Origin of the sequence: Roseovarius indicus (genome assembly GCF_008728195.1) — a bacterium.
GTDB lineage: Bacteria > Pseudomonadota > Alphaproteobacteria > Rhodobacterales > Rhodobacteraceae > Roseovarius > Roseovarius indicus.
In genome coordinates this window covers 1,603,327-1,623,466 of record NZ_CP031598.1, presented here as the reverse complement: position 1 = coordinate 1,623,466, position 20,140 = coordinate 1,603,327, and the positions used below count along the sequence as shown (strand labels likewise).

The 20,140-nt window shown below is 63.0% G+C and carries 13 protein-coding genes, 1 pseudogene and 2 riboswitches; of the genes and pseudogenes, 10 read left to right on the top strand and 4 right to left on the bottom strand.

Features of this window, described 5'->3' with window-relative positions; all coding sequences use genetic code 11:
* The first annotated feature begins 71 nt into the window (after positions 1-71).
* Genes RIdsm_RS07470 through RIdsm_RS07460 form a run of 3 tightly spaced genes read left to right on the top strand, consistent with a single transcriptional unit; the run spans position 72 to position 4,933 of the window.
* A complete protein-coding gene (locus RIdsm_RS07470; RefSeq protein ID WP_236553207.1) occupies positions 72-869 on the top strand; it encodes an ABC transporter permease in 798 nt (265 codons plus the stop codon).
* A 4-nt stretch (positions 870-873) separates the two neighbouring features.
* Positions 874-2,901, top strand: coding sequence for a dipeptide ABC transporter ATP-binding protein (locus tag RIdsm_RS07465; protein ID WP_057815001.1), 2,028 nt, complete (start codon positions 874-876; stop codon positions 2,899-2,901).
* A 13-nt stretch (positions 2,902-2,914) separates the two neighbouring features.
* A complete protein-coding gene (locus RIdsm_RS07460) occupies positions 2,915-4,933 on the top strand; it encodes a CocE/NonD family hydrolase (protein WP_057814999.1) in 2,019 nt (672 codons plus the stop codon).
* 116 nt (positions 4,934-5,049) lie between these two features.
* Here RIdsm_RS07460 and RIdsm_RS07455 read toward each other — a convergent pair whose 3' ends face one another.
* On the bottom strand, positions 5,050-5,958 hold the full coding sequence (locus tag RIdsm_RS07455; protein WP_074940124.1) for a LysR substrate-binding domain-containing protein: 909 nt from the start codon (positions 5,956-5,958) through the stop codon (positions 5,050-5,052).
* Between the two features lie 481 nt (positions 5,959-6,439).
* Between RIdsm_RS07455 and RIdsm_RS07450 the strand changes: the two genes are divergently transcribed.
* From RIdsm_RS07450 to thiD, 5 genes are all read left to right on the top strand, one after another.
* Positions 6,440-8,509 carry a TonB-dependent siderophore receptor gene (locus RIdsm_RS07450; protein ID WP_236553206.1) on the top strand — a complete coding sequence of 690 codons (2,070 nt, stop codon included), beginning with the start codon at positions 6,440-6,442 and terminating at the stop codon, positions 8,507-8,509.
* Complete coding sequence (locus tag RIdsm_RS07445; protein ID WP_057814993.1) at positions 8,506-9,726, top strand: MFS transporter; 1,221 nt, start codon at positions 8,506-8,508, stop codon at positions 9,724-9,726. Before RIdsm_RS07450 ends, RIdsm_RS07445 begins: the two co-directional genes overlap by 4 nt.
* 216 nt (positions 9,727-9,942) lie before the next feature.
* Positions 9,943-10,245, top strand: a complete 303-nt coding sequence (locus RIdsm_RS07440) for a type 2 periplasmic-binding domain-containing protein (RefSeq protein WP_057814991.1) — start codon at positions 9,943-9,945, stop codon at positions 10,243-10,245.
* A 25-nt stretch (positions 10,246-10,270) separates the two neighbouring features.
* Positions 10,271-10,387, top strand: a riboswitch (TPP riboswitch).
* 34 nt (positions 10,388-10,421) lie between these two features.
* On the top strand, positions 10,422-10,871 hold the full coding sequence (locus tag RIdsm_RS07435) for an NUDIX hydrolase (RefSeq protein ID WP_057814989.1): 450 nt from the start codon (positions 10,422-10,424) through the stop codon (positions 10,869-10,871).
* Complete coding sequence (thiD, locus tag RIdsm_RS07430; RefSeq protein ID WP_057814988.1) at positions 10,868-11,674, top strand: bifunctional hydroxymethylpyrimidine kinase/phosphomethylpyrimidine kinase; 807 nt, start codon at positions 10,868-10,870, stop codon at positions 11,672-11,674. The genes RIdsm_RS07435 and thiD overlap by 4 nt, the downstream gene beginning before the upstream one ends.
* Here thiD and thiE read toward each other — a convergent pair.
* The 3 genes from thiE to thiC form a co-directional block, all read right to left on the bottom strand.
* The gene (gene thiE, locus RIdsm_RS07425) at positions 11,663-12,235 is read right to left on the bottom strand and encodes a thiamine phosphate synthase (RefSeq protein WP_420854129.1); all 573 of its coding nucleotides are present in this window, start codon (positions 12,233-12,235) and stop codon (positions 11,663-11,665) included. The genes thiD and thiE overlap by 12 nt on opposite strands.
* A 62-nt stretch (positions 12,236-12,297) precedes the next feature.
* Positions 12,298-13,101 carry a hydroxyethylthiazole kinase gene (gene thiM, locus RIdsm_RS07420; RefSeq protein ID WP_057814984.1) on the bottom strand — a complete coding sequence of 268 codons (804 nt, stop codon included), beginning with the start codon at positions 13,099-13,101 and terminating at the stop codon, positions 12,298-12,300.
* Positions 13,098-14,900 (bottom strand): phosphomethylpyrimidine synthase ThiC, encoded by a 1,803-nt coding sequence (gene thiC, locus RIdsm_RS07415; protein ID WP_057814982.1) that lies wholly within the window; start codon positions 14,898-14,900, stop codon positions 13,098-13,100. Before thiC ends, thiM begins: the two co-directional genes overlap by 4 nt.
* A gap of 102 nt (positions 14,901-15,002) precedes the next feature.
* Positions 15,003-15,121: riboswitch (TPP riboswitch) on the bottom strand.
* Between the two features lie 455 nt (positions 15,122-15,576).
* Here thiC and RIdsm_RS30480 point away from each other — a divergent pair.
* Together RIdsm_RS30480 and putA are read left to right on the top strand one after the other, a co-directional pair.
* Positions 15,577-16,139, top strand: a pseudogene (locus tag RIdsm_RS30480) (DDE-type integrase/transposase/recombinase).
* Positions 16,140-16,468: 329 nt separating this feature from the next.
* Positions 16,469-20,134 carry a bifunctional proline dehydrogenase/L-glutamate gamma-semialdehyde dehydrogenase PutA gene (gene putA, locus RIdsm_RS07405; protein ID WP_057814981.1) on the top strand — a complete coding sequence of 1,222 codons (3,666 nt, stop codon included), beginning with the start codon at positions 16,469-16,471 and terminating at the stop codon, positions 20,132-20,134.
* The last annotated feature ends 6 nt before the right edge of the window (positions 20,135-20,140 follow it).

The window sequence follows — 20,140 nt, the reverse complement described above, 5'->3', positions numbered from 1 at the left end:
GGCAGAGCCCGCAAACGCCGCGCGACCGGTCCGAGTTTTCTATCGCGCTGTCCTCATTGCTTGCAAATCCGATGGGCCTGCTTGGCCTGATCCTGGTGACCGTCTTCCTTCTTTCGGCAATCCTCGCCCCGTGGTTAACTCCTTACGGGCCATACGATTTCGCGGGCATGCCGCTGGAGCCCCCCTCGCGAACCCACCTGATCGGCACCGACGGGCTCGGCCGAGACCTACTTACGCGCATTCTCTATGGCGGCAGGATCGAGCTGACCCTCGCCTTCACGGCAGTCCCCGCCTCGCTGATCATTGGCATGTTTCTGGGAACGATCGCCGGCTACGGTCCCGCCTGGCTGGACAATGCCATGGTCCTGCTTTTCGACACCATCCGCTCCTTCCCCTCCATTGTGCTCGCGCTTGCCATCCTGACCCTGACCGAACCGAGCGTCAAAATGGTCGGCATCATCTTCGTCATCGGGGCGGTGCCCAGCTTCGGAAGGATCGCAAGAACCCAAACACTCGCCCTGAAAAACACCGAATATATCCTCGCGATCCGCTCGCTTGGCGCGGGCCCATTCACGGTGATCCGCCGGCACATCCTGCCGAATGCCATCGGTCCCCTGCTGATCCTCGCCGCGATGGACGTGCCCGTCGTCGTGACGGTCGAGGCAGGGTTGAGCTTCCTGGGTCTTGGTGTTCTCCCGCCGACAGCCACATGGGGAACCGTTCTGAACGAAGGCTTCAGCGTCATCCGAGACACGCCCTGGCCTGTGATCGCGGGCGGCGTGCCGCTCATCCTGACGACCCTCGGCTTCACCTTCCTCGGCGAAGCACTGCGCGACGTGATTGACCCCAAACTAAGGGGAACCCGGTAAAGTCATGACGCCCCCCTCCTCAGCCCCCATCCTGGACATACGCAACCTGAATCTTGAATTCTCGACGCCCCGCGGCCGGATCTCGGCCATCCGCGATGTCTCCATCCGTATTCCCGAGAACAAGATCGTCGGCATTGTAGGTGAATCCGGCAGCGGGAAATCCACCGTGGTTTCCGCCGCAATGCGGTTGCTGGCCAACAACGCGCTTATTCCGAGTGGTGAAGTGCTGTTCGAAGGCGAAGACATCCTAAAAGCCGGGCCAAAGCGGTTGCAGGAGCTGCGCGGCCAGAAGATCTCGATGGTGTTTCAGGATCCCATGACATCGCAAAACCCCGTGATTTCGATCGGCCAGCAGATGACCGACGTTCTCTATCGCAGGCGCGATCTGTCCTACGCATCCAAACGCGACAAAGTGATCTCGATGCTGCGAAAGGTCGGCATTTCCGACCCCGAAATACGGTTTGAGCAGTACCCGCATGAATTCTCCGGCGGCATGCGCCAGAGGGTATCGATCGCCATGGCCCTGCTGGTAAACCCGCGCCTGCTGATCGCCGACGAACCAACAACCGCGCTCGACGTCACGATGGAAGCGCAGATCGTTCACCTGATACGCAAGATGAAGGCCGAATTCGAAGGTTCCGTGGTCTTCGTCTCCCACAACCTCGGCCTGATCGCCGAACTTTGCGACGAAGTCGTTGTCATGTTCGCGGGCGAGGTGGTGGAACGCGGTACCGTCCACGACATCTTCGAACAGGCCAAGCACCCGTACACGCGAAAACTGCTGGAATGCGATCCGGCCTTGTTGAACCGGCGAACCAGGCAGTTGCCGACAATCCCGGGAAGCGTTCCCGACCTTCGCACCCGTCCGGACGGATGCGTTTTCGCAGAGCGCTGTCCCGTTGCACGACCCGATTGCAGGATCCATCATCCGAAAGAGATTCATACCGGCGAAGATCATTTCGCACGTTGCCTCCTTCTCGAGAATGGTGGCGATTACACGTTCGCCGACGTCCTGTCCCCGAAGGCCGGGGGCGAAGAGCCCCCGGAACTTTCCCCAAAAACCTCACTGAAGGTCGAAAATCTGCGCGTTCGCTTCCGTACCGAAGGGCCGATCTCTGCCCTGGTGAAGGGAAACCGCGATCCTTTCATCGACGCGGTCCATGGCGTGTCGCTCGAGATCTCCGAAGGCGAAACCTATGGCCTTGTCGGCGAAAGCGGATCCGGTAAGACCTCCCTCGGTCGCGCGATCATCGGGTTGACCGATGCACAGCACGGGCGCGTCGAATTCGGCGGGCTCAACTTGACTGGGCTGACCGAGAAAGAACTGAAGCCCGTGCGCCGCGACGTCGCGATGATGTTTCAGGATCCGATCGCCTCGCTCTCGCCAAGGCGAACCGCAAAGGCGCTGGTTCTGGAACCCTACGACATTCACGGAATCGATGACATCGACCGCGATGCGCGCGCGAAAGAGCTGTTCGACATGGTCGGGCTGCAAAGCGCGATACTCTCCCGCTACCCGCACGAACTTTCCGGCGGACAAGCCCGGCGCGTCGGCGTCGCCCGTGCCCTGGCCCTGTCCCCAAGGCTCATCATCGCCGACGAGCCCACGGCGGGGCTGGATGTTTCGGTTCAGGGCGAAATCCTGAACCTGATGGGCCGGCTACAAAAAGAGCTGGGCCTCAGCTATCTCGTTATCAGCCACAACCTGCCCGTGATGCGCCACATAAGCGACAAGCTGGGCATCATGTATCTGGGCCGCATCGTGGAACAGGGTCCGGCGAGCCAGATATTCGCCACCCCGAAACACCCCTACACACAGGGTCTTCTGAATGCCATTCCGAAGCCCGACCCGAACGCCCGTCGCGCCTTTGCATCCATCGAGGGCGAAGTCCCGAGCCTGTCCGACCGACCGACAGGGTGCGAGTTTCACAACCGCTGCCCGTTCGCGACGGACATCTGCAGATCCGAATTGCCGGCTGTGAGGGAAATCACCCCGGGACGCCATATCCGGTGCCACCACCCGCTATCGTAAGAAGGAATATCCGTTGAACACGCAACCGACATTTGACCGCCCGATCCGCGAAGTACTGCATGACTGGATACCGCTGTCCGACGGCACTCGGTTGGCCGTCCGGTATTGGCTTCCGGAAGACGCGCACGATAACCCAGTCCCGGCACTGCTCGAATATATTCCCTATTGCAAGCGTGACGGCACAACTGCCCGAGACGAGGCAATGCACCCCTATTTTGCGGGTCACGGTTATGCCAGCCTCCGTGTCGATATCCGTGGCTCGGGCGAAAGTGAAGGTGCCCTGCTCGACGAATACCTACAGCAGGAGCTCGACGACTGTGTCGAGGTGATCGCCTGGATTGCCAAACAGCAGTGGTGCACGGGCAGTGTCGGAATGTTCGGCAAAAGCTGGGGCGGCTTCAATGCGCTTCAGGTTGCCGCCCTGCGCCCGCCGGAACTGAAATGCATCATTACCGTCGACAGCACGGATGACCGCTATGCGGACGATGTTCACTACATGGGCGGGGGCATGAATGTCAGCAATGCGACATGGGCCTTTTCCATGTTTCAAAGCGCCGCCCGGCCGCCCGATCCCGATGCGGTGGGCGAAAACTGGCGGGAGATTTGGCAGGATCGGCTCGAGGTGGCCCGCCCCTGGTTGATTGACTGGGTCAGTCACCAGCGGCGGGATGCCTACTGGAAGCACGGTTCCGTCTGCGAAGACTTCAGCGCTATCGAATGCGCCGTCTTTGCCGTCGGCGGCTGGTCGGACAGCTACACCAACTCCGTCCTTCGGCTCATGCAGGGGCTGAACGCGCCAAGGCGCGCCCTCATTGGTCCCTGGGGCCACCAGTACCCCCATCAAAGCCTTCCCGGGCCCGACATCGGCTATCTGCAGGAAGCCTTGCGGTGGTGGGATTACTGGCTCAAGGAGCAGGACACCGGTATCATGGACGAGCCGATGATCCGGGCATGGATGCAGGACTATGCGCCGCCCTCGGCCGTCCCGACACACCGCCCCGGGCGATGGATCGCCGAACTTGGCTGGCCCGCTGACGATGCGCAACTCCGGCACCTGAACCTGGGTTCGTCAGGCCTGTCAATGACCCCGGGAGCCGGCACAATCGACATCTGTTCGCCGCAAACGCTTGGCGAAAGCAGCGTGTCCTGGATCGGCGGCGGCGGCGGTCTGCCTGACGAGCCGACCGATCAGCGGATAGACGACGCCCGGTCCGCCTGCTTTGATATGCCGGTCGACGAACCCTTCGAATTCTTCGGCACACCGGAGCTCGAGATCGACGTGGCGTCGGACAAACCGTGCGCCCTGATATGCGCGCGTCTCTGTGACGTCGCGCCCGACGGAACCTCCAGCCGCGTCACCTATGGCATACTGAACCTGACCCATCGCGACAGCCACGAACATCCCGAACCGCTCGAACCCGGCAAGACCTACCGGGTGCGCGTCAAGCTGAACGATGCTGCGCACAGCTTTGCCGCCGGCCACACGCTCCGCCTTGCCTTGTCGACATCCTACTGGCCGGTCGTCTGGCCCTCGCCCGAGCCGGCCACGCTGACCATCGATCTTGCCAACAGCGTCCTACGACTGCCGGTGCGCGAGCGGCGGGCGATCGACGACACGCTGCCCCCCTTCCCACCCGCCGTATCCGCTCCCGTCCAACCGAAGACTATCCTACGTGCGCCGGTTCCCCAGGTGGTTGAGGTCGTCCGCGACGTCAGAACAGGCACGGTCACGACACGTCAGGTATCCGACAACGGCCGTCACAGGATCGACCACACCGGCTGGGAGTTTGGCAGCCGGAGCCAGCGGGAGCGCAGCGTTTCGGAAAGCGACCCCACCACCGCAGAATGCCGCTCCGTCGCGTTGAACGAATGGGGCCGCAAGGGCCAGCATGAATTTCGGATCGAAACGCAGCAGGCCATGCGCTGCGACGAGAACGACTTCATCATCGAAGCCTCGATCCGCGCCTATGAAGACGGCAAGCCGGTCCTCGCCAAATCATGGCTGGAACGGATCCCGAGGGTGCTGGTTTGACACCCGCCGCACCGGATCAGGCTGAAAGCCGCCCTGGAGGATTGCCCGGGGCGGCCCACCTCAGCAACTAACTGCGCTGCTTGACAACACCGTAACGTCCGGATCGCAGAGGCATCTCAGCCGCCCGGGGCCTCATCCTCCTCCCGGCCGCATTGCTTCAAAAGCCAGTCGCGAAACACCAAAGCGTCTTCTCGATTGACGCAATGCCTTGATATCACGAGGTAATATGAATACCCCGTCTCGTGAAGCACGCCCTTGAACGGGGCCACCAGGGCCCCTTGCCCCTTGTACCACGACGCAAGCGGCGTCATGTCCATGACCCACCCCACTCCACTTATCGCGGCCTGCAGCCCGGTCGAGAGATCATCCACCACTAGAGACGGTCGCGCATGAAAACCCTGCACTCCTGCATCGCTCATCCAGTCCTGCCAAGCGTTCATGTACTTGGCAGATGAGATCAACCGCTCACTGGCAAGCCTTTCGATCGTCGGCTCACCACCTTTCATCTTCAACAGGTCCGGCGAGCAGACCGGCGTGGTGACCTCCCTGAAAAGCAGATCGCAGCGTTCTTCCTGGGGTTTTGAGTTCGCGTAGATCACGGCCATGTCGACATCGCTCTCCAGCGGGCGTTTCGTCGATGTCAGAACCGACAGCGGAATGTCGGGAAACCGTGTCGTGAAATCAGCCAGCTGCGGCATCAGCCAAAGGTTCGCAAAGGGCTTGTAAGTCTGAATGGTCAGTTGGCGAACACCGGATCGGTTCGGATAGTTGGCAAAGGTCGATTCGAGCATGTTGAGCGCCCCGGTAAGCGGAGCCAGCAACTGCGAGCCGAACGCGGAAAGCCGAAGCTGGCCGCTCTGTTTCTCGAAAAGAGGCGCGCCAACATAGTTCTCCAACGCCTTGATCTGATGACTGATGGCGGAGATCGAAACCCCCAACTCCTTCGCAGCCTCGGTCTGCCGTCCAAGCCGCGCCGTGGATTCAAACGCTCGGATTGCCGAAAACGGTGGAAATCTGCGCGGCATGACCAAATTCCGTAAACATTGGGTTCAAAGCGAAAAAAATGTAATCGCATATCTTCGTTTTTGTAAGGCTGTTAATTTCAGCTGAGACGTGGACCGGAAGGCTTCCAATATTTTACTGAGAATTGAGCTATGAGAACACCTTGTTCAATTCGGGGCGCAACCTCCACAGCAGACAAATTCTCAAGCACAACCATGCTGCCGCTCTGGCCAAGTGGCGCAGTCTCGGCGCGGCATAAAGGGCAACCTCACTGACCAAGTCGAGACGAGCTCGAATTGGTCTGACAGCACCCTCTCGCGCCATTTTCGGCACTATCTGACAAGCGCAACGCCGATCGTGCGGCCGGTGGAGTTCGGGACCGTGTGTTGGATTCCGCCTTCCTTATCCACCAGAGAACCATAAATCTGACTATTTTTGTTTGTTATTCTTCGATGAACGTGACACACCCCCAACCGGGACCCGAGTATGTACAGGAGTAATTTCGTGCGAACATCAATAAGCGTGCTGGCTGTCACCGCCGTCATCGGACTTCCCGCGACGGCGCAAGAAGGCCAGAACTACGAGCTGGGAACGATCCAGCTCGAGTCGGAAAGCGACGACACCCTGCAACAGGATGGTTACGTCGCCCAAGGCGGGCGTCAGGCCACCAAGGTCGACACCGAGATCCGCCGCATCCCCCAGAACATCAGCGTCGTGACGACGGACCAAATCGAAGATCAGCAGCCGCGCACCCTTCTCGACACGGTCGGCTATTCCAGCGGCACCTCCGTCAACAATTTCGGTTTCGATACCCGCTACGACGCCCTCTACCTGCGTGGCTTCCCGGCCTATTACACAGGCCTCTTCCGCGATGGCCTGCGCCAGTATAACGGTCCGTCGGCCTGGTTCCGCAACGATCCCTACACCTATGAAGGCGTCGCGCTCCTGAAGGGCCCGGCCTCCTCCCTCTATGGCGTCAGCGGCCCGGGCGGGCTGGTCAATATCGTCAGTAAGCGCCCCCTCGACTACAAGTTCCGCGAGCTGAAATTCACAACCGGCACGGACGACCGCGCCGAAGTGGCCTTCGACTTCTCCGGCCCGATCGACGAAGACGGGCGGCTTCTATACCGCCTGACCGGCCTCTGGCGCGATTCCGGCACCCCGCTGCCGGGTTATCCCGACGACAAGATGCTGATCGCGCCCAGCCTGACCTACAATCTCAGCGACCGCACGCGCATCACCTTCCTCGGCGAATACTCCGAGGCTACGGTCGGTGGCACCGCCGCTTACTACAATCCGAGCTACGGAGTCGCGTCCGAACTCTACAACGGCGACCCGGCTTACAACGATTTCGAGCAGACGCAGTGGCGCGCCGGTTACGAGATCGAGCACGAGCTGACAAACGCCATCACCCTGCGCCAGAACCTCAGGTATTCCGAGGTCGACGCTGATCTTGAATACAGCGGCTTCTACGCGGCTGGCGGGGGCCTCGCGCGCTACTGGGGGCACTACCTCGAGGACATGCAGCAGTTCTCCGTCGACACCATGGCCGAGATCGACTTCTCAACCGGCGCGGTCGAGCATGAAATGGTCGCAGGCGTCGACTACACCCAGGCCTCCTACGATGCCTATTCCGCCGTCGGCTATGTGTCAGCCGCGGCGACGGCCACGATGCCGGTGCCCTATTCCGGCGGGCAGCGGAACGACCAAGTCGGCGTCTATTTCCATGACCAGATGACCTCTGGCCCATGGACGGTCTTCGCCAGTGGCCGCTACGACTGGGTCGACACCAAGGCTTATGATGCCACCGGCAGGCCGACCAATACCTCCGACGAGGCCTTCTCGGGCCGCATCGGCGTCGCCTACGAGTTCTCGAACGGCCTTACGCCCTTCGCCAACTACTCGACCTCCTTCTCGCCCAATGTCGGGCGGGTCTTCGACGATGTGACCACCAATGTCAGCCGTCCGGCCGAACCCACCCGCGCCGAACAGGCAGAGATCGGCGTCAAGTACGTCATCCCAGGAACCGACAGCCTGATCACCGCATCGCTCTTCGACATTCAGCAGGAAGACGGCGTGGTCTTCGACACCTCCACCGGCGTCAACAAGCAGCGCCAGCTCGACCTGCATTCGCAGGGCTTCGAGATCGAGGCACAGGCGAACCTGACCAAGGCGCTCCGCGTCACCGGCAGCTTCACCAAGGTCGAGGTCGAGATCGAAAAAGGCGCTGCGGGCACCAATGGCAACGACCTCTCCGCCATCCCCGAAACCAGCGCCTCCCTCTGGGCCTTCTACGAGCCGACAACCGGCCCCCTTCGCGGGATCGGTATCGGGGGCGGCCTGCGCTATGTCGGGCCAAGCTGGGGCGACGACCAGAACAGCTTCCGCAATTCCGAGCGCTATTTCACCGACCTCAGCTTCACTTATGACCTTGCCCGCCACGGCATCGAAGGTGTGCAGCTCCAGGCCAACGTGAAGAACCTCTTCGACGAAGACGGCCAGACCTGCAGCGCCGGCACCTGCTACCGCTACGAAGGTCGCACGGCCACGGTCAGCCTCCGGCACCGGTTTTGAGCGGGTCCACACCATCGGCGCCGGCGATCGTTGGAGCGATTGGCGGCGTCTACGTCGCGCAAAGCGTGATCGGCGGGCTGACATGGTCCGGCCTTCCGGGGGTGCTCCGACAACAGGGGCTGCCGCTCGACCAGATCGGGCTCTTGTCGCTGTTGGTGCTCCCCTGGGCGCTGAAGTTTCTCTGGGCCCCTGCGGTTGAACGCTTCCGGCTTCCCGCACGGGGCCGGCACCGCTCGGCGCAGATCGTGCTCGCGGGTGGGGCAGTCTCGTTTATCGGCCTCTGCCTCGCCGGGCTTATCGGGCCGGCCCCGGTGCTGCCGGTCATGGCGGTGCTTCTGGCCGTGGCCTTCGCTACCGCCACAGTCGACATCTCCTGCGACGGCTACGCCGTGGCCGCCCTGCGCGGCGGGCAATACGGCTGGGGCAACGCTGCGCAGGTGGGCGGGGCCTATGTCGGCTCGGCCATCGGCGGCGGGCTTTTCCTCGTGCTGGTCGACCGGGCCGGATGGGCCATCGGAACTTGGACGATGGCAGGCGGCGTGGTGCTTCTGATCCTCCCCTTCATCCTGATTGCCCGCGCCGGCACCGACGAAACCCGCGCGCATGTCCCGAAACTGTCCGATGCCCTGTCGCGGCCCGAGGTGCGCAACGGGCTTGCAATCGCCGCGATCTACGTAGTCGCCCAGAAAACCGCGATGGGCATGATCGGCCCTTTCTTCATCGACGCGGGCTATTCCCTGACCGATCTCGGGTTGGTGAGCGGTGCAGGCAGCCTTGGGCTGGGGCTTGTCGGGGCGCTGTGCGGCGGTGGGCTTGTGCGGAAATTCGGCAGCCGCCGCATCCTCGCCTCGGCAGTCGCCGTGCAGGCGGGGCTGCTCGGCTTCGTGGCCTTTTCGGCCGGTACCGGAATCGTCGGCACCCAGATCGCCGCCCCGATCGCAATCGCCGGCAGCGCGGCGATGATGGCGCTCGGCTTCGTGGCGCTCTACGCGCTCTTCATGAAATGGTCCGACCCCCGGCAGGCGGGCGTCGACTTCACGCTGTTCCAGTGCATGGATGCAGCCGTCAGCATGATCTCTGGCAGCCTCGCCGGCCTCGTGGCAGAGCATTTCGGCTACGGAATCTTCTTCTCTATTGCCGCGGGCCTCGCCCTCGCGGCCATCCCGACCATTGTCGCGCTCAGCCGGCGGACAGAGCCAAGTATCGCAACCCTGTGACGCCATTTGCGCCCGCACTTGAGACCGGGGCCACGGCAGGTTCTTGGCTTTTCATCTAGACGGAACATCGCCTCTTCCGAGTCTAACCCCGAGGCAGGCCTCCGCATTACTATCCACGCACCCCACTGCGACGGTGATCAGACGGTATGTAACAGCAAGCAATGGTGCTAATCGTGCGGCTTCCGCTTTCGTTCTGGCACGGCGCACTCCTGCTGCATGGGTGCCGTGCTGGACCACAGCCAAACGCGCTGGCGCGCCGTGCTCACCACTCCGAACCTGCCCGCCGTCTGGGCTGGCTTGCGCAGTGGCTTAGGCATCGTCGTTCGCATGGATCACGGCAGACCGGAGGATCTCGCCTGCGTCGGCGCAGAGCTTGACCTGCCGGATTTACCGAACATCGACGTGCGCCTGTTGCGGGCACCGAAACTGTCGCGCTTTGCCGAAAGGCTTGCGCGGGTGCTCCGAGAAGAGACCCTCAGGCATCTGGGCCCGGCAGAGTCGCAGCACGGGAAGCGTTGATTTCGGGCACCACACTGATAGGATGCAAATTACCTAGGGGTGTCCCGACAAGGGGCTGAGATATCGCTGGCAGATGCAGCGCGGTGACCCTTTGAACCTGATCCGGATCATGCCGGCGAAGGGACAGGATCGCACCGCTCTCTTGCCCTTGCCGGCCTTAGCATGACGAGGCCGACTTGCCATCTCCATCCATAGACCCTCGCCCGATTTCCGCGACCATCGCCGCCGTCATACGCGACAATCAGGTGCTTCTCGTTCGCCGCGCAAATCCGCCCGACGCGGGGCGGTGGGGATTTCCGGGCGGAAAGATCGGCCACGGCGAGACCCTGTTTGAAGCCGCAACAAGAGAACTCGCGGAGGAAACCGGTGTTTCCGCCGAGCCGCTCCGCGTGTTCACGGCAGTTGACGCGTTCGACCATGACGCCACAGGCAACCTGTGCCGACACTTCATCTTGATCGCCGTGCTATTCCGATGGAAAGCCGGAGAGCCGGTTGCGGGGGACGACGCGCTCGAGGCGCGATGGGTCGACCTCAATGCATTAACTGACAGAAACCTCGCGCTGAGCCTCGATGTGGCCGAGGTCGCGGACCAGGCCGCTGCACTGATGTCGGAGATGCCGTCATGACCGCTAACGTCCTGACCATCGCGGGTACCGATCCCTCGGGCGGCGCAGGAATCCAGGCCGATATCAAGGCCATGTCGGCGCTAGGGGCATATGCCTGTTCGGTCGTCACCGCAGTCGTGGCGCAGAACACCTGCGGCGTCCGCTCTTTTCAGGCACTGTCGCCCGATTTCGTCGCCGACCAGATCGACGCGGTACTGGACGACGTACGCATCGACGCGGTGAAGATCGGGATGATCTCAAATGCCGGAATTGCCGAGGCCGTGGCCGACAGGCTGCGCCATCACGGGGCGGGTAACATCGTGCTCGACCCGGTGATGGTGGCAAAAAGCGGTCATGCCCTGCTCGACCCAGAAGCGGTCTCGGCCGTGCGCGAGGCGCTTGTGCCGCTGGCCCGCGTCATCACCCCGAACCTGCCCGAAGCCGCAGTTCTGCTGGGTCGCGAAGACGACTGGACTGTCCAGGCGATGCAGGCCGCCCTACCGGACCTCTTGGCGCTAGGTTCGGACTACGTGCTGCTGAAGGGCGGGCATCTGGAGGGCGAGCACAGCACCGACCTGCTGACTGGCCCCAAGGGCACCCGGGCACTGAAGGCCCCGCGCATCGCCACGACCAACGATCACGGCACCGGCTGCACGCTCTCTTCGGCCATCGCGGCGCTTTTGCCACATCACGACATGCCCGAAGCCGTGGCCCGCGCCAAGGCCTATCTGCACGCCGCGCTTGCCGAAAGCGATGCATTGGACGTGGGCCAGGGGCACGGGCCCGTGCATCACTTTCATGCGCTTTGGGGATCAGGCGTCTAGGGCGTCGATCCTGTCCCTGAGGGCGCCGGCAGCGGCCTTGGGGTCCGGTTGACCGCAGATGGCCGAAACAACCGCGACACCCTGCGCCCCGGCCTTTAGAGCCTGTGCCACGTGGTGGGCTTTCAACCCGCCGATCGCCACGGCGGGCACGGGGCTTGCTGCGACCTGCGCTGCCAGCCCTTCAAAGCCTACAGGGGCCTTGTGATCCAGCTTGGACGGCGTGGAAAAGACCGGCCCCGCCCCGATGTAATCGACCAGCGCCGGATCTACGGCGGCGGCCAGCGCGGGGGTCTCGACCGACAGACCCAGCACCATCGCCGCGCCGATCCGCGCCCGCGCCTCCTCCACCGCCATGTCGCCCTGACCGATGTGCAGCCCGTCCGCGCCGATGGCGATGGCGGCCTCCACGTCGTCGTTCACGATCAGCGCGCTGCCGGTCGCGGCCAGCGCGGCCTTCAGCGCGTGCCCCGTCTCGATCATCCGCGTGGTGTCTGCCGCCTTGTCGCGCAGTTGCACCACCGTCGCCCCACCCGCCACGGCGGCGCGGGCGGTTTCCACCATGCCGACCCCGGCGCAGAGGCCGGGATCGAGCACGAGGTAGAGCGACAGGTCCGGGCAGCGCCTCACGCGTGCACCGCCGCGTCATGGATCACCGCCCCCGACAGCGCTTCGGGCGTCACAGCGGCCAGCGCGTCCAGAAACCGCGGCGCAAAGCTGCCCGGCCCCGAGGCCCCCTCCTGCGCCCGTTCGCCCGCCACGGCGAAATGCGCCAGCGCGCCCACGGCGGCGTCGAAGGCGCCTTCGGCCACCGCCGCATAGGCCCCGCAGAGGCAGGTCAGCGAACAGCCAAGCGCGGTGTTCATCGGCATGTAGGGCGAGCCGCCCTCGATCCTCACCGCGCGGGTGCCGTCGGTCACGTAGTCGACCGCGCCGGTCACGGCGACCACCGCGCCGCTGGAGCGCGCCACCCGCCGCGCGCCCTTCTCCGCCATCTCGACGGCATCGCGCCCGTCGACCCCCTGCCCCTGGCTGACCTCGCCTGCTAGCGACAGAATCTCCGAGGCATTCCCCCGGATAATCGTCGGACCTTCGGCCACCAGCGCCTGCACCACCTCGCGGCGATAGCGTGTCGCCTGGCAGGCCACCGGGTCCAACACCCAGGGTCGCCCGGCCTGCTGTGCCCCCCGGATTGCAGCCCGCATCCCCGCCACGAAGGGCGGCGACAGGGTGCCGATATTCACCGTCACCGCACCTGCGATGCCGGCAAACTCTTCGGCCTCTTCGGCGGCGGACACCATCGCAGGGCTGGCCCCTGCGGCGACCATTACGTTGGCCGCGATGTTCATCGCGACGTAGTTGGTGATGCATTGCACCAGCGGCGGCGCGGCGCGCAGGGTGGTCAGAAGGTTTGCGGGTGTCTGGCTCATTTCACGTCCTCCAGCGGGATATACAGGTCTCCGCCTTCGCGGAACTTCTCTGCCATGCGCGCCATGCCGTCCTTCTGTGCCTCCGCGCGGATGTCGTGGCTGATCCGCATCGAGCAGAACTTCGGCCCGCACATCGAACAGAAATGCGCGACCTTGTGGGCCTCTTTTGGCAGGGTTTCGTCATGCATCGACCGGGCGGTTTCGGGATCGAGCGAGAGGTTGAACTGGTCTTCCCAGCGGAACTCGAACCGCGCCCGCGACAAGGCATCGTCGCGGATCTGCGCCGCTGGGTGGCCCTTGGCCAGGTCCGCCGCATGGGCCGCGATCTTGTAGGTGATGACGCCGACCTTCACGTCGTCGCGGTCGGGCAGCCCAAGGTGCTCCTTGGGCGTCACGTAGCAGAGCATCGCCGTGCCGAACCACCCGATCATGGCCGCACCGATGCCGCTGGTGATGTGGTCGTAGCCCGGCGCGATGTCGGTCGTGAGCGGCCCGAGCGTATAGAACGGTGCCTCGCCGCAGACCTCGAGCTGCTTGTCCATGTTGGGCTTGATCTTGTGCATGGGCACGTGGCCCGGCCCTTCGATCATGACCTGACAGTCGCGCGCCCAGGCGATCTGCGTCAGCTCGCCCAGCGTCTCGAGTTCCGCGAACTGGGCCTCGTCATTGGCATCCGCGATTGAGCCGGGCCGCAGCCCGTCGCCAAGCGAGAAGGACACGTCATAGGCACGCGCGATCTCGCAGATCTCGTCGAAATGCTCGTAGAGGAAGCTTTCGCGGTGATGATGCAGGCACCACTTTGCCATGATCGAGCCCCCGCGCGAAACGATCCCGGTCACCCGGTTCACCGTCATCGGGATCATGTGCAGCCTGACGCCCGCGTGGATCGTGAAATAGTCCACCCCCTGCTCGGCCTGCTCGATCAGCGTGTCGCGGAAGACTTCCCAGGTCAGATCTTCGGCAATGCCGCCGACCTTTTCCAGCGCCTGGTACAGCGGCACCGTCCCGATCGGCACCGGAGAGTTGCGCAGGATCCAGTCGCGGATGTTGTGGATGTTGCGCCCCGTCGACAGGTCCATGACCGTGTCGGCGCCCCATCTCGTCGCCCAGACCATCTTCTCGACTTCCTCGGCCATCGACGAGGTCACGGCCGAATTGCCGATATTGGCATTGATCTTCACGAGGAAGTTGCGCCCGATCGCCATGGGTTCGGCCTCGGGGTGGTTGATGTTGGTGGGGATGATCGCCCGCCCCATGGCGATTTCATCGCGGACGAATTCCGGCGTGATGAAATCCGGGATCGCCGCGCCAAAGCTTTCGCCGTCGCGGGTCAGTTTCTCGGCCTGAGCCTTGCGGCCGAGGTTTTCCCGGATTGCCACGAATTCCATTTCCGGCGTGACGATCCCGGCGCGGGCATAGGCCATCTGGGTTACGGCCCGCCCCCCGGTTGCATGGCGCGGCGCATTGCGCACGGGGAATTCCGGCACCAGCCGCGCGCCTTCGGCGAACCCGTTGTCGGCGGGGGTAGTGTCGCGGCCCTCGTAAGTCTCGGTATCGCCTCGGGCGGCGATCCAGCCCTCGCGCAGGCGCGGAAGTCCGCGGTCGATGGCGATCTCGGCATCCGGGTCCGTATAGGGGCCGGAGCTGTCATATACGGTGACGGGTGGCTCGCCTGCCGTTGGGTGCAGGTCGATCTCGCGCATGGGCACGCGGATATCGGGGTGACGCTCGCCCGCGTGCCAGACGCGGCGCGAGGCGGGCAGCGGGCCCGTGGTGACGGTTGGGGTCAGGTCTTTCATCGGTCGGAGCCTCCATAGCTCAAAGCGTTGGAGACCCAGTTCCGCGTCGAATGGGGTTGCCGGTATGGTTTTTGCCCCCACATGCCTGACATGATCGGGGCCCGCGCGGCCAGTGCACCATCCCTACGCCAGTATGAACTGGATCAGGTTCATCGGGTCACTGCGCTGCACGGGTGCCAGCAGTATCTCAGCCTCTTGTCGAGACCCCCCGGGTGAGTGTCGGCAGGCTGCGCGGCAAACGCGCCGATGTCAACCTTCGCGGCATGCCGGCCTACCTGAATTTCCGAACTCGCAGTTCAATTCATTTCGTCGTTTCAAATGATCCAGATCGGCCAGCTTGTCTCCCGGAGCGAATGGAAATTGTCTTGGAACCGCGAAACTAAACCGGCTTCATCCGCTTGGGGCCTATGGACCTCGACCTCTGACGTACGGGGCGGCCCGTGATGGTCTCGAACCGGACGCCGGAGCGATCCGCGCCTATGAGAGACGTTGGCGCCGGGCATTGCATCGTGTCGATGGCCACAACCGCCGCCAAGTACTCTCAGAGCCTGTCACAGGGGGTTGTCAGAGGGATGAGTTTGCGACGGATTATCCCGCTCCCTAGCCTGCCTGAATGTGTAGGCCCAATCCGTTCCGTTACTTTCGAACGATCCATTAAGTCATCCGCCTGGCGGTGATGAAGATGTAAGTCAGATTTCCGCTGTCTCTGCGCAATGTCAAAGGCCTGCTGCATGAACGAAGCATCGACGTCAGCCAAGAGTCAGTCCGATTTTTGTGGATGCGGGTCGGGCCGTTTTTCGCCTCTGAAATCCGCAAAGCCAGCTCCCAGCGGATGCGCGGCCACTGGAACTGGAACTGGCATCTCGACGAGGTCTTCGTGTACATCAACAGCAAGACAGATTATATCTGGAGCGCTGTCGACAACGAAACGAAATTCTCGAGGCCTTCGTCACCAAGTTTCGAAACCGCAACGCAGCGATGAAAGACATCGGGAACGCGGATCGGCAGCGTAGAGGGCGCTGGCTCAACAACCTAAAACAGAACTCAAACCTGAGATTCCGACGAAGAGAGCGCGCCAAGTCCCGCTTCCGGTGCATGCGAAGCTTGCAGAAATTCGCCGCCCTCCATTCTTCAATCCACAGTTTGTTCAATTCGGAGCGCAGCCCCTACGGCAGACAATACTTCAAATGCAGCCGCGCCGTTGCTCTCACCGAGTGGCGCCAACTCGGCGCAGCGTGAACAACAGTTTCACGGTCCGAGCTGAGACGAGTTCGAATTGGTCTGGCAGCACCTGCCAGGCAGTTCTGTTCTAATGCCGTTTGGAGAGGAGGGATGTGCAGGAGGTGACGCTTCATACACGCCCATTGTCTCGGCGATTCCTGCCCATCAGGCGAGTGGATTGGCAGATTTTCAGTCAAAGGTTGACCCTATGGATAACATGAGTTTTGGTTTCATTTTAGGTCAGACAATTCTGATAGCTGTCTCTGCTTCCTGTAAGGCTTTGAAATTATGAAATCATATCGGCCCCAAGCGGAAGGCGAATCAACGCAATCCTTCAGGAGGTCTATATGAACAAATACGCGACGTTAACGCAGGATGCCGAGGGTCCGCTCAGGAAATCAATCCGGCAGAACTACAAGGCGGATGAAGGCGACGTCCTGCGCGCCCTTGTAGAACATATCAACCTTTCGGAGGCGGAGCGCCAGGAGATTGCCGCGGCCGGTGCGCGATATGTCGACCGTGTGCGCAAGGAAACCTCGCCATCGATGATGGAAGCATTCCTTGCCGAATACGGCCTCTCGACCGAAGAGGGCGTGGGCCTCATGTGCCTGGCCGAGGCCCTGCTCCGGGTTCCGGATGCCGAGACGATCGACGAGCTGATCCATGACAAGATCGAACCGTCCGACTGGGGCGCACACCTGGGCCATTCCTCGTCTTCGCTGGTCAACGCTTCGACCTGGGCGCTCATGCTGACCGGTCGGGTGCTGGATGACGACCCCAAGCGCCCCGCGGCAGCGCTGCGCGGCCTTGTCCGTTGCATGGGCGAGCCGGTCGTGCGCACCGCCGTGGGCCAATCGATGAAAATCCTCGGACGGCAGTTCGTGCTGGGCCAGACCATCGAGGAAGGCATGAAGAACGCCCGTGAGCTGGAGAAGAAGGGCTACACCTATTCATACGACATGCTGGGCGAGGCGGCGCGCACCGACGAAGACGCCGTACGCTACCAGAAGGCTTATGCCGATGCGATCTCGGCCATCGCCAAGCAGGCGAAAGGCGACGTGCGCTCGAGCCCCGGCATCTCGGTCAAGCTTTCGGCACTGCACCCGCGCTATGAATACACGCATCGTGAAACGGTGATGAAGGACCTGGTGCCGCGTGCCAAGGAATTGGTACGTCAGGCCGCCAAAGCGAATATCGGCTTCAACATCGACGCCGAAGAGCAGGACCGACTCGACCTGTCGCTCGATGTTATCGAGGAGCTGCTTTCTGACCCGGAAATTGAAGGCTGGGAAGGTTTCGGGGTTGTTGTGCAGGCTTACGGCCGCCGCGCGGCCCCGGTGATCGAATATCTTTACGATCTGGCCGAGCGGCTTGACCGCAAGATCATGGTGCGGCTGGTCAAGGGCGCCTATTGGGATACCGAGATCAAGCTGGCGCAGGAGCTGGGTGTCGAACGCTTCCCGGTCTTCACGCGCAAGGTCAACACTGACGTGAGCTACATGGCCTGTGCCAGGATGCTGATGGATCGCCGCGACCGCATCTACCCGCAATTCGCCACGCATAACGCGCATACCTGTGCCGCTGTTATCGCGATGGCCGGCAACGACAAGGACAGTTTCGAGTTCCAGCGCCTGCATGGCATGGGGGAGTCCCTGCATGGCATCGTGAAACAGGCGGAAGATACGCGGTGCCGCATCTACGCCCCTGTCGGTGCTCACCGCGACCTTCTGGCTTATCTCGTACGGCGCCTTCTGGAAAACGGGGCCAACTCGTCTTTTGTGAACCAGATTGTCGATGACAAGATCCCGTCGTCGGATATCTCGCGCGATCCGGTGGCCGAAGTCGGGAAGCTCGACCAGATTGCCAACCCCAACATCCTTTTGCCGCAAGAGCTGTTCGCCCCCGACCGCCGGAACTCCAAGGGGTTCCGCGTCAATGAGCCCGCCTCGGTGTTGCCGCTGTTGACGGCGCGCGAGGCCTGGGCCGACGCGACCTGGACCGCCGGCCCGATGCTGGCGGGCAACCCCGAACCGAAAGGCGAGGCACGCGATGCGGTGTCGCCCGCGGACAATTCCGTTGTCGTGGGCACGGTATTCGAGGCGACGAAGGATGAAGTGAGCGCTGCGCTCGAAGCTGCGGGCGCCGGATTCGACGAATGGTCGGCCATACCCGTATCGGACCGTGCGAACGTGCTGCGCAAGGTCGCCGATCTCTACGAAGAAAACATCGCCGAACTGACGGCGATCACCACGCGCGAAGCAGGCAAGACCGTGCTCGACGGGATTGCCGAAGTGCGCGAGGCTGTAGACTTCCTGCGCTATTACGCCAATGAAGCCGAGCGGCTGGAGGACGAGCAGCCCGCGCAGGCGCGCGGCATCTTTGTCTGCATCTCGCCGTGGAATTTTCCGCTGGCCATCTTCACGGGTCAAATTGCGGCAGCCCTAGCGGCAGGGAATGCCGTGCTCGCAAAACCAGCGGAACAGACGCCGCTGATCGCCGCACGCGCAGTGCAGTTCATGCGCGAGGCCGGGTTGCCCGAGGCCGCACTGCAACTGCTGCCCGGCGACGGCCCCACCGTGGGCGGACCGCTGACCAGCGACAAACGCATCGCGGGCGTATGCTTCACCGGTTCGACCGAGGTCGCGCAGATCATCCACAAGGCGCTCGCCGAGAACGCCGGACCCGAAGCCGTGCTGATCGCAGAGACGGGTGGCCTGAATGCCATGATCGTGGACTCCACGGCGCTGACCGAACAGGCCGTGCGCGATATCCTGATCTCTTCCTTCCAGTCGGCGGGCCAACGGTGCTCGGCGTTGCGGATGCTTTACGTTCAGGAAGAAGCGCGCGACCGCCTGCTGGAGATGCTCTATGGCGCCATGGATGCGCTGGTCATCGGCGACCCCTGGTTCGTCGACACGGATGTCTCCCCGGTGATCGACGCCGATGCGCAGGCCGAGATAACCGCCTATACCGAGGCCCAGGACAAGGCAAAGCGCGTTCTCAAGACCCTGCCGGCACCGGAAAAGGGCACATATGTGCAGCCGGCCGTGGTCAAGGTTGACGGCATTGGTGACCTGGAGAAAGAGATCTTCGGGCCCGTACTGCATGTCGCGACGTTCAAGGCGAGCAAGATCGACCAGGTCGTCCAACAGATCAACGCGCGTGGGTACGGCCTGACATTCGGTCTGCACACCCGGATCGATGATCGCGTTCAGCAGATCGTCGAACAGATCAAGGTCGGCAACACCTATGTCAACCGCAACCAGATCGGCGCGATTGTGGGCAGTCAGCCTTTCGGCGGCGAGGGCCTGTCGGGCACGGGGCCGAAGGCGGGCGGACCGCTCTACGTAACGCGTTTCCGCCGTACGTCCGAGGCCACCTCGCACGATGCTCCCAAAGGCGATGCCATGGACGCCGAGACGCTGAACAAGGCCGTCGCCAAGCTCGATGCCCGGAACTGGGCCGCGCGGTCGGGTGACCGGGTTTCGGTGTTGCGCAAGGCATTGTCGGGTGCCAAGGGCAATATCCGCAAGGCGCTGCACGAGACGGCAGCCTTCGACATGACGCCGCAGAACCTTCCGGGGCCGACCGGTGAGAGCAACCGGCTGAGCATGTATTCCAAGGGCACCGTTCTCTGCCTCGGGCCGACGGTGGATCGTGCCCTCGCGCAGGCGGTGCAGGCCCTGGGAGCCGGATGCGGTGTCGTGATCGTGGCCCCGGGTGCCGAGACTGCGGCGAAACCACTGGCCGACGCAGGCGCGCCGGTTGTGGCGTTCGACGGCACGGTCGCGCCAGACACGCTTGCCACGTTGGACGGCATTGCCGCCGTCGCGGCGGCAGGCGCATCCGACTGGACCCGTGATCTTCGCCTCTCGTTGGCCAAACGCAAGGGGCCTATCGTTCCGCTCGAGACGCAGGTGATCTGCCCCGAGCGTTACGTGGTCGAACGTCATCTATGCATAGACACGACCGCCGCGGGCGGAAATGCGAGCCTGCTCGCGTCTGTCGACTGACGGATA

Excerpts from the sequence above, each read along its gene's own strand:
- RIdsm_RS07470 (WP_236553207.1), top strand. The coding sequence starts at position 72 with ATGGGCCTGCTTGGCCTGATCCTGGTGACCGTCTTCCTTCTTTCGGCA.
- thiD (WP_057814988.1), top strand. The coding sequence starts at position 10,868 with ATGACCGCTAACGTCCTGACCATCGCGGGTACCGATCCCTCGGGCGGC.
- thiE (WP_420854129.1), bottom strand. The coding sequence starts at position 12,235 with ATGGTGGAAACCGCCCGCGCCGCCGTGGCGGGTGGGGCGACGGTGGTG.
- thiC (WP_057814982.1), bottom strand. The coding sequence starts at position 14,900 with ATGAAAGACCTGACCCCAACCGTCACCACGGGCCCGCTGCCCGCCTCG.
- RIdsm_RS07465 (WP_057815001.1), top strand. The coding sequence starts at position 874 with ATGACGCCCCCCTCCTCAGCCCCCATCCTGGACATACGCAACCTGAAT.
- RIdsm_RS07440 (WP_057814991.1), top strand. The coding sequence starts at position 9,943 with ATGGGTGCCGTGCTGGACCACAGCCAAACGCGCTGGCGCGCCGTGCTC.
- RIdsm_RS07455 (WP_074940124.1), bottom strand. The coding sequence starts at position 5,958 with ATGCCGCGCAGATTTCCACCGTTTTCGGCAATCCGAGCGTTTGAATCC.
- putA (WP_057814981.1), top strand. The coding sequence starts at position 16,469 with ATGAACAAATACGCGACGTTAACGCAGGATGCCGAGGGTCCGCTCAGG.
- thiM (WP_057814984.1), bottom strand. The coding sequence starts at position 13,101 with ATGAGCCAGACACCCGCAAACCTTCTGACCACCCTGCGCGCCGCGCCG.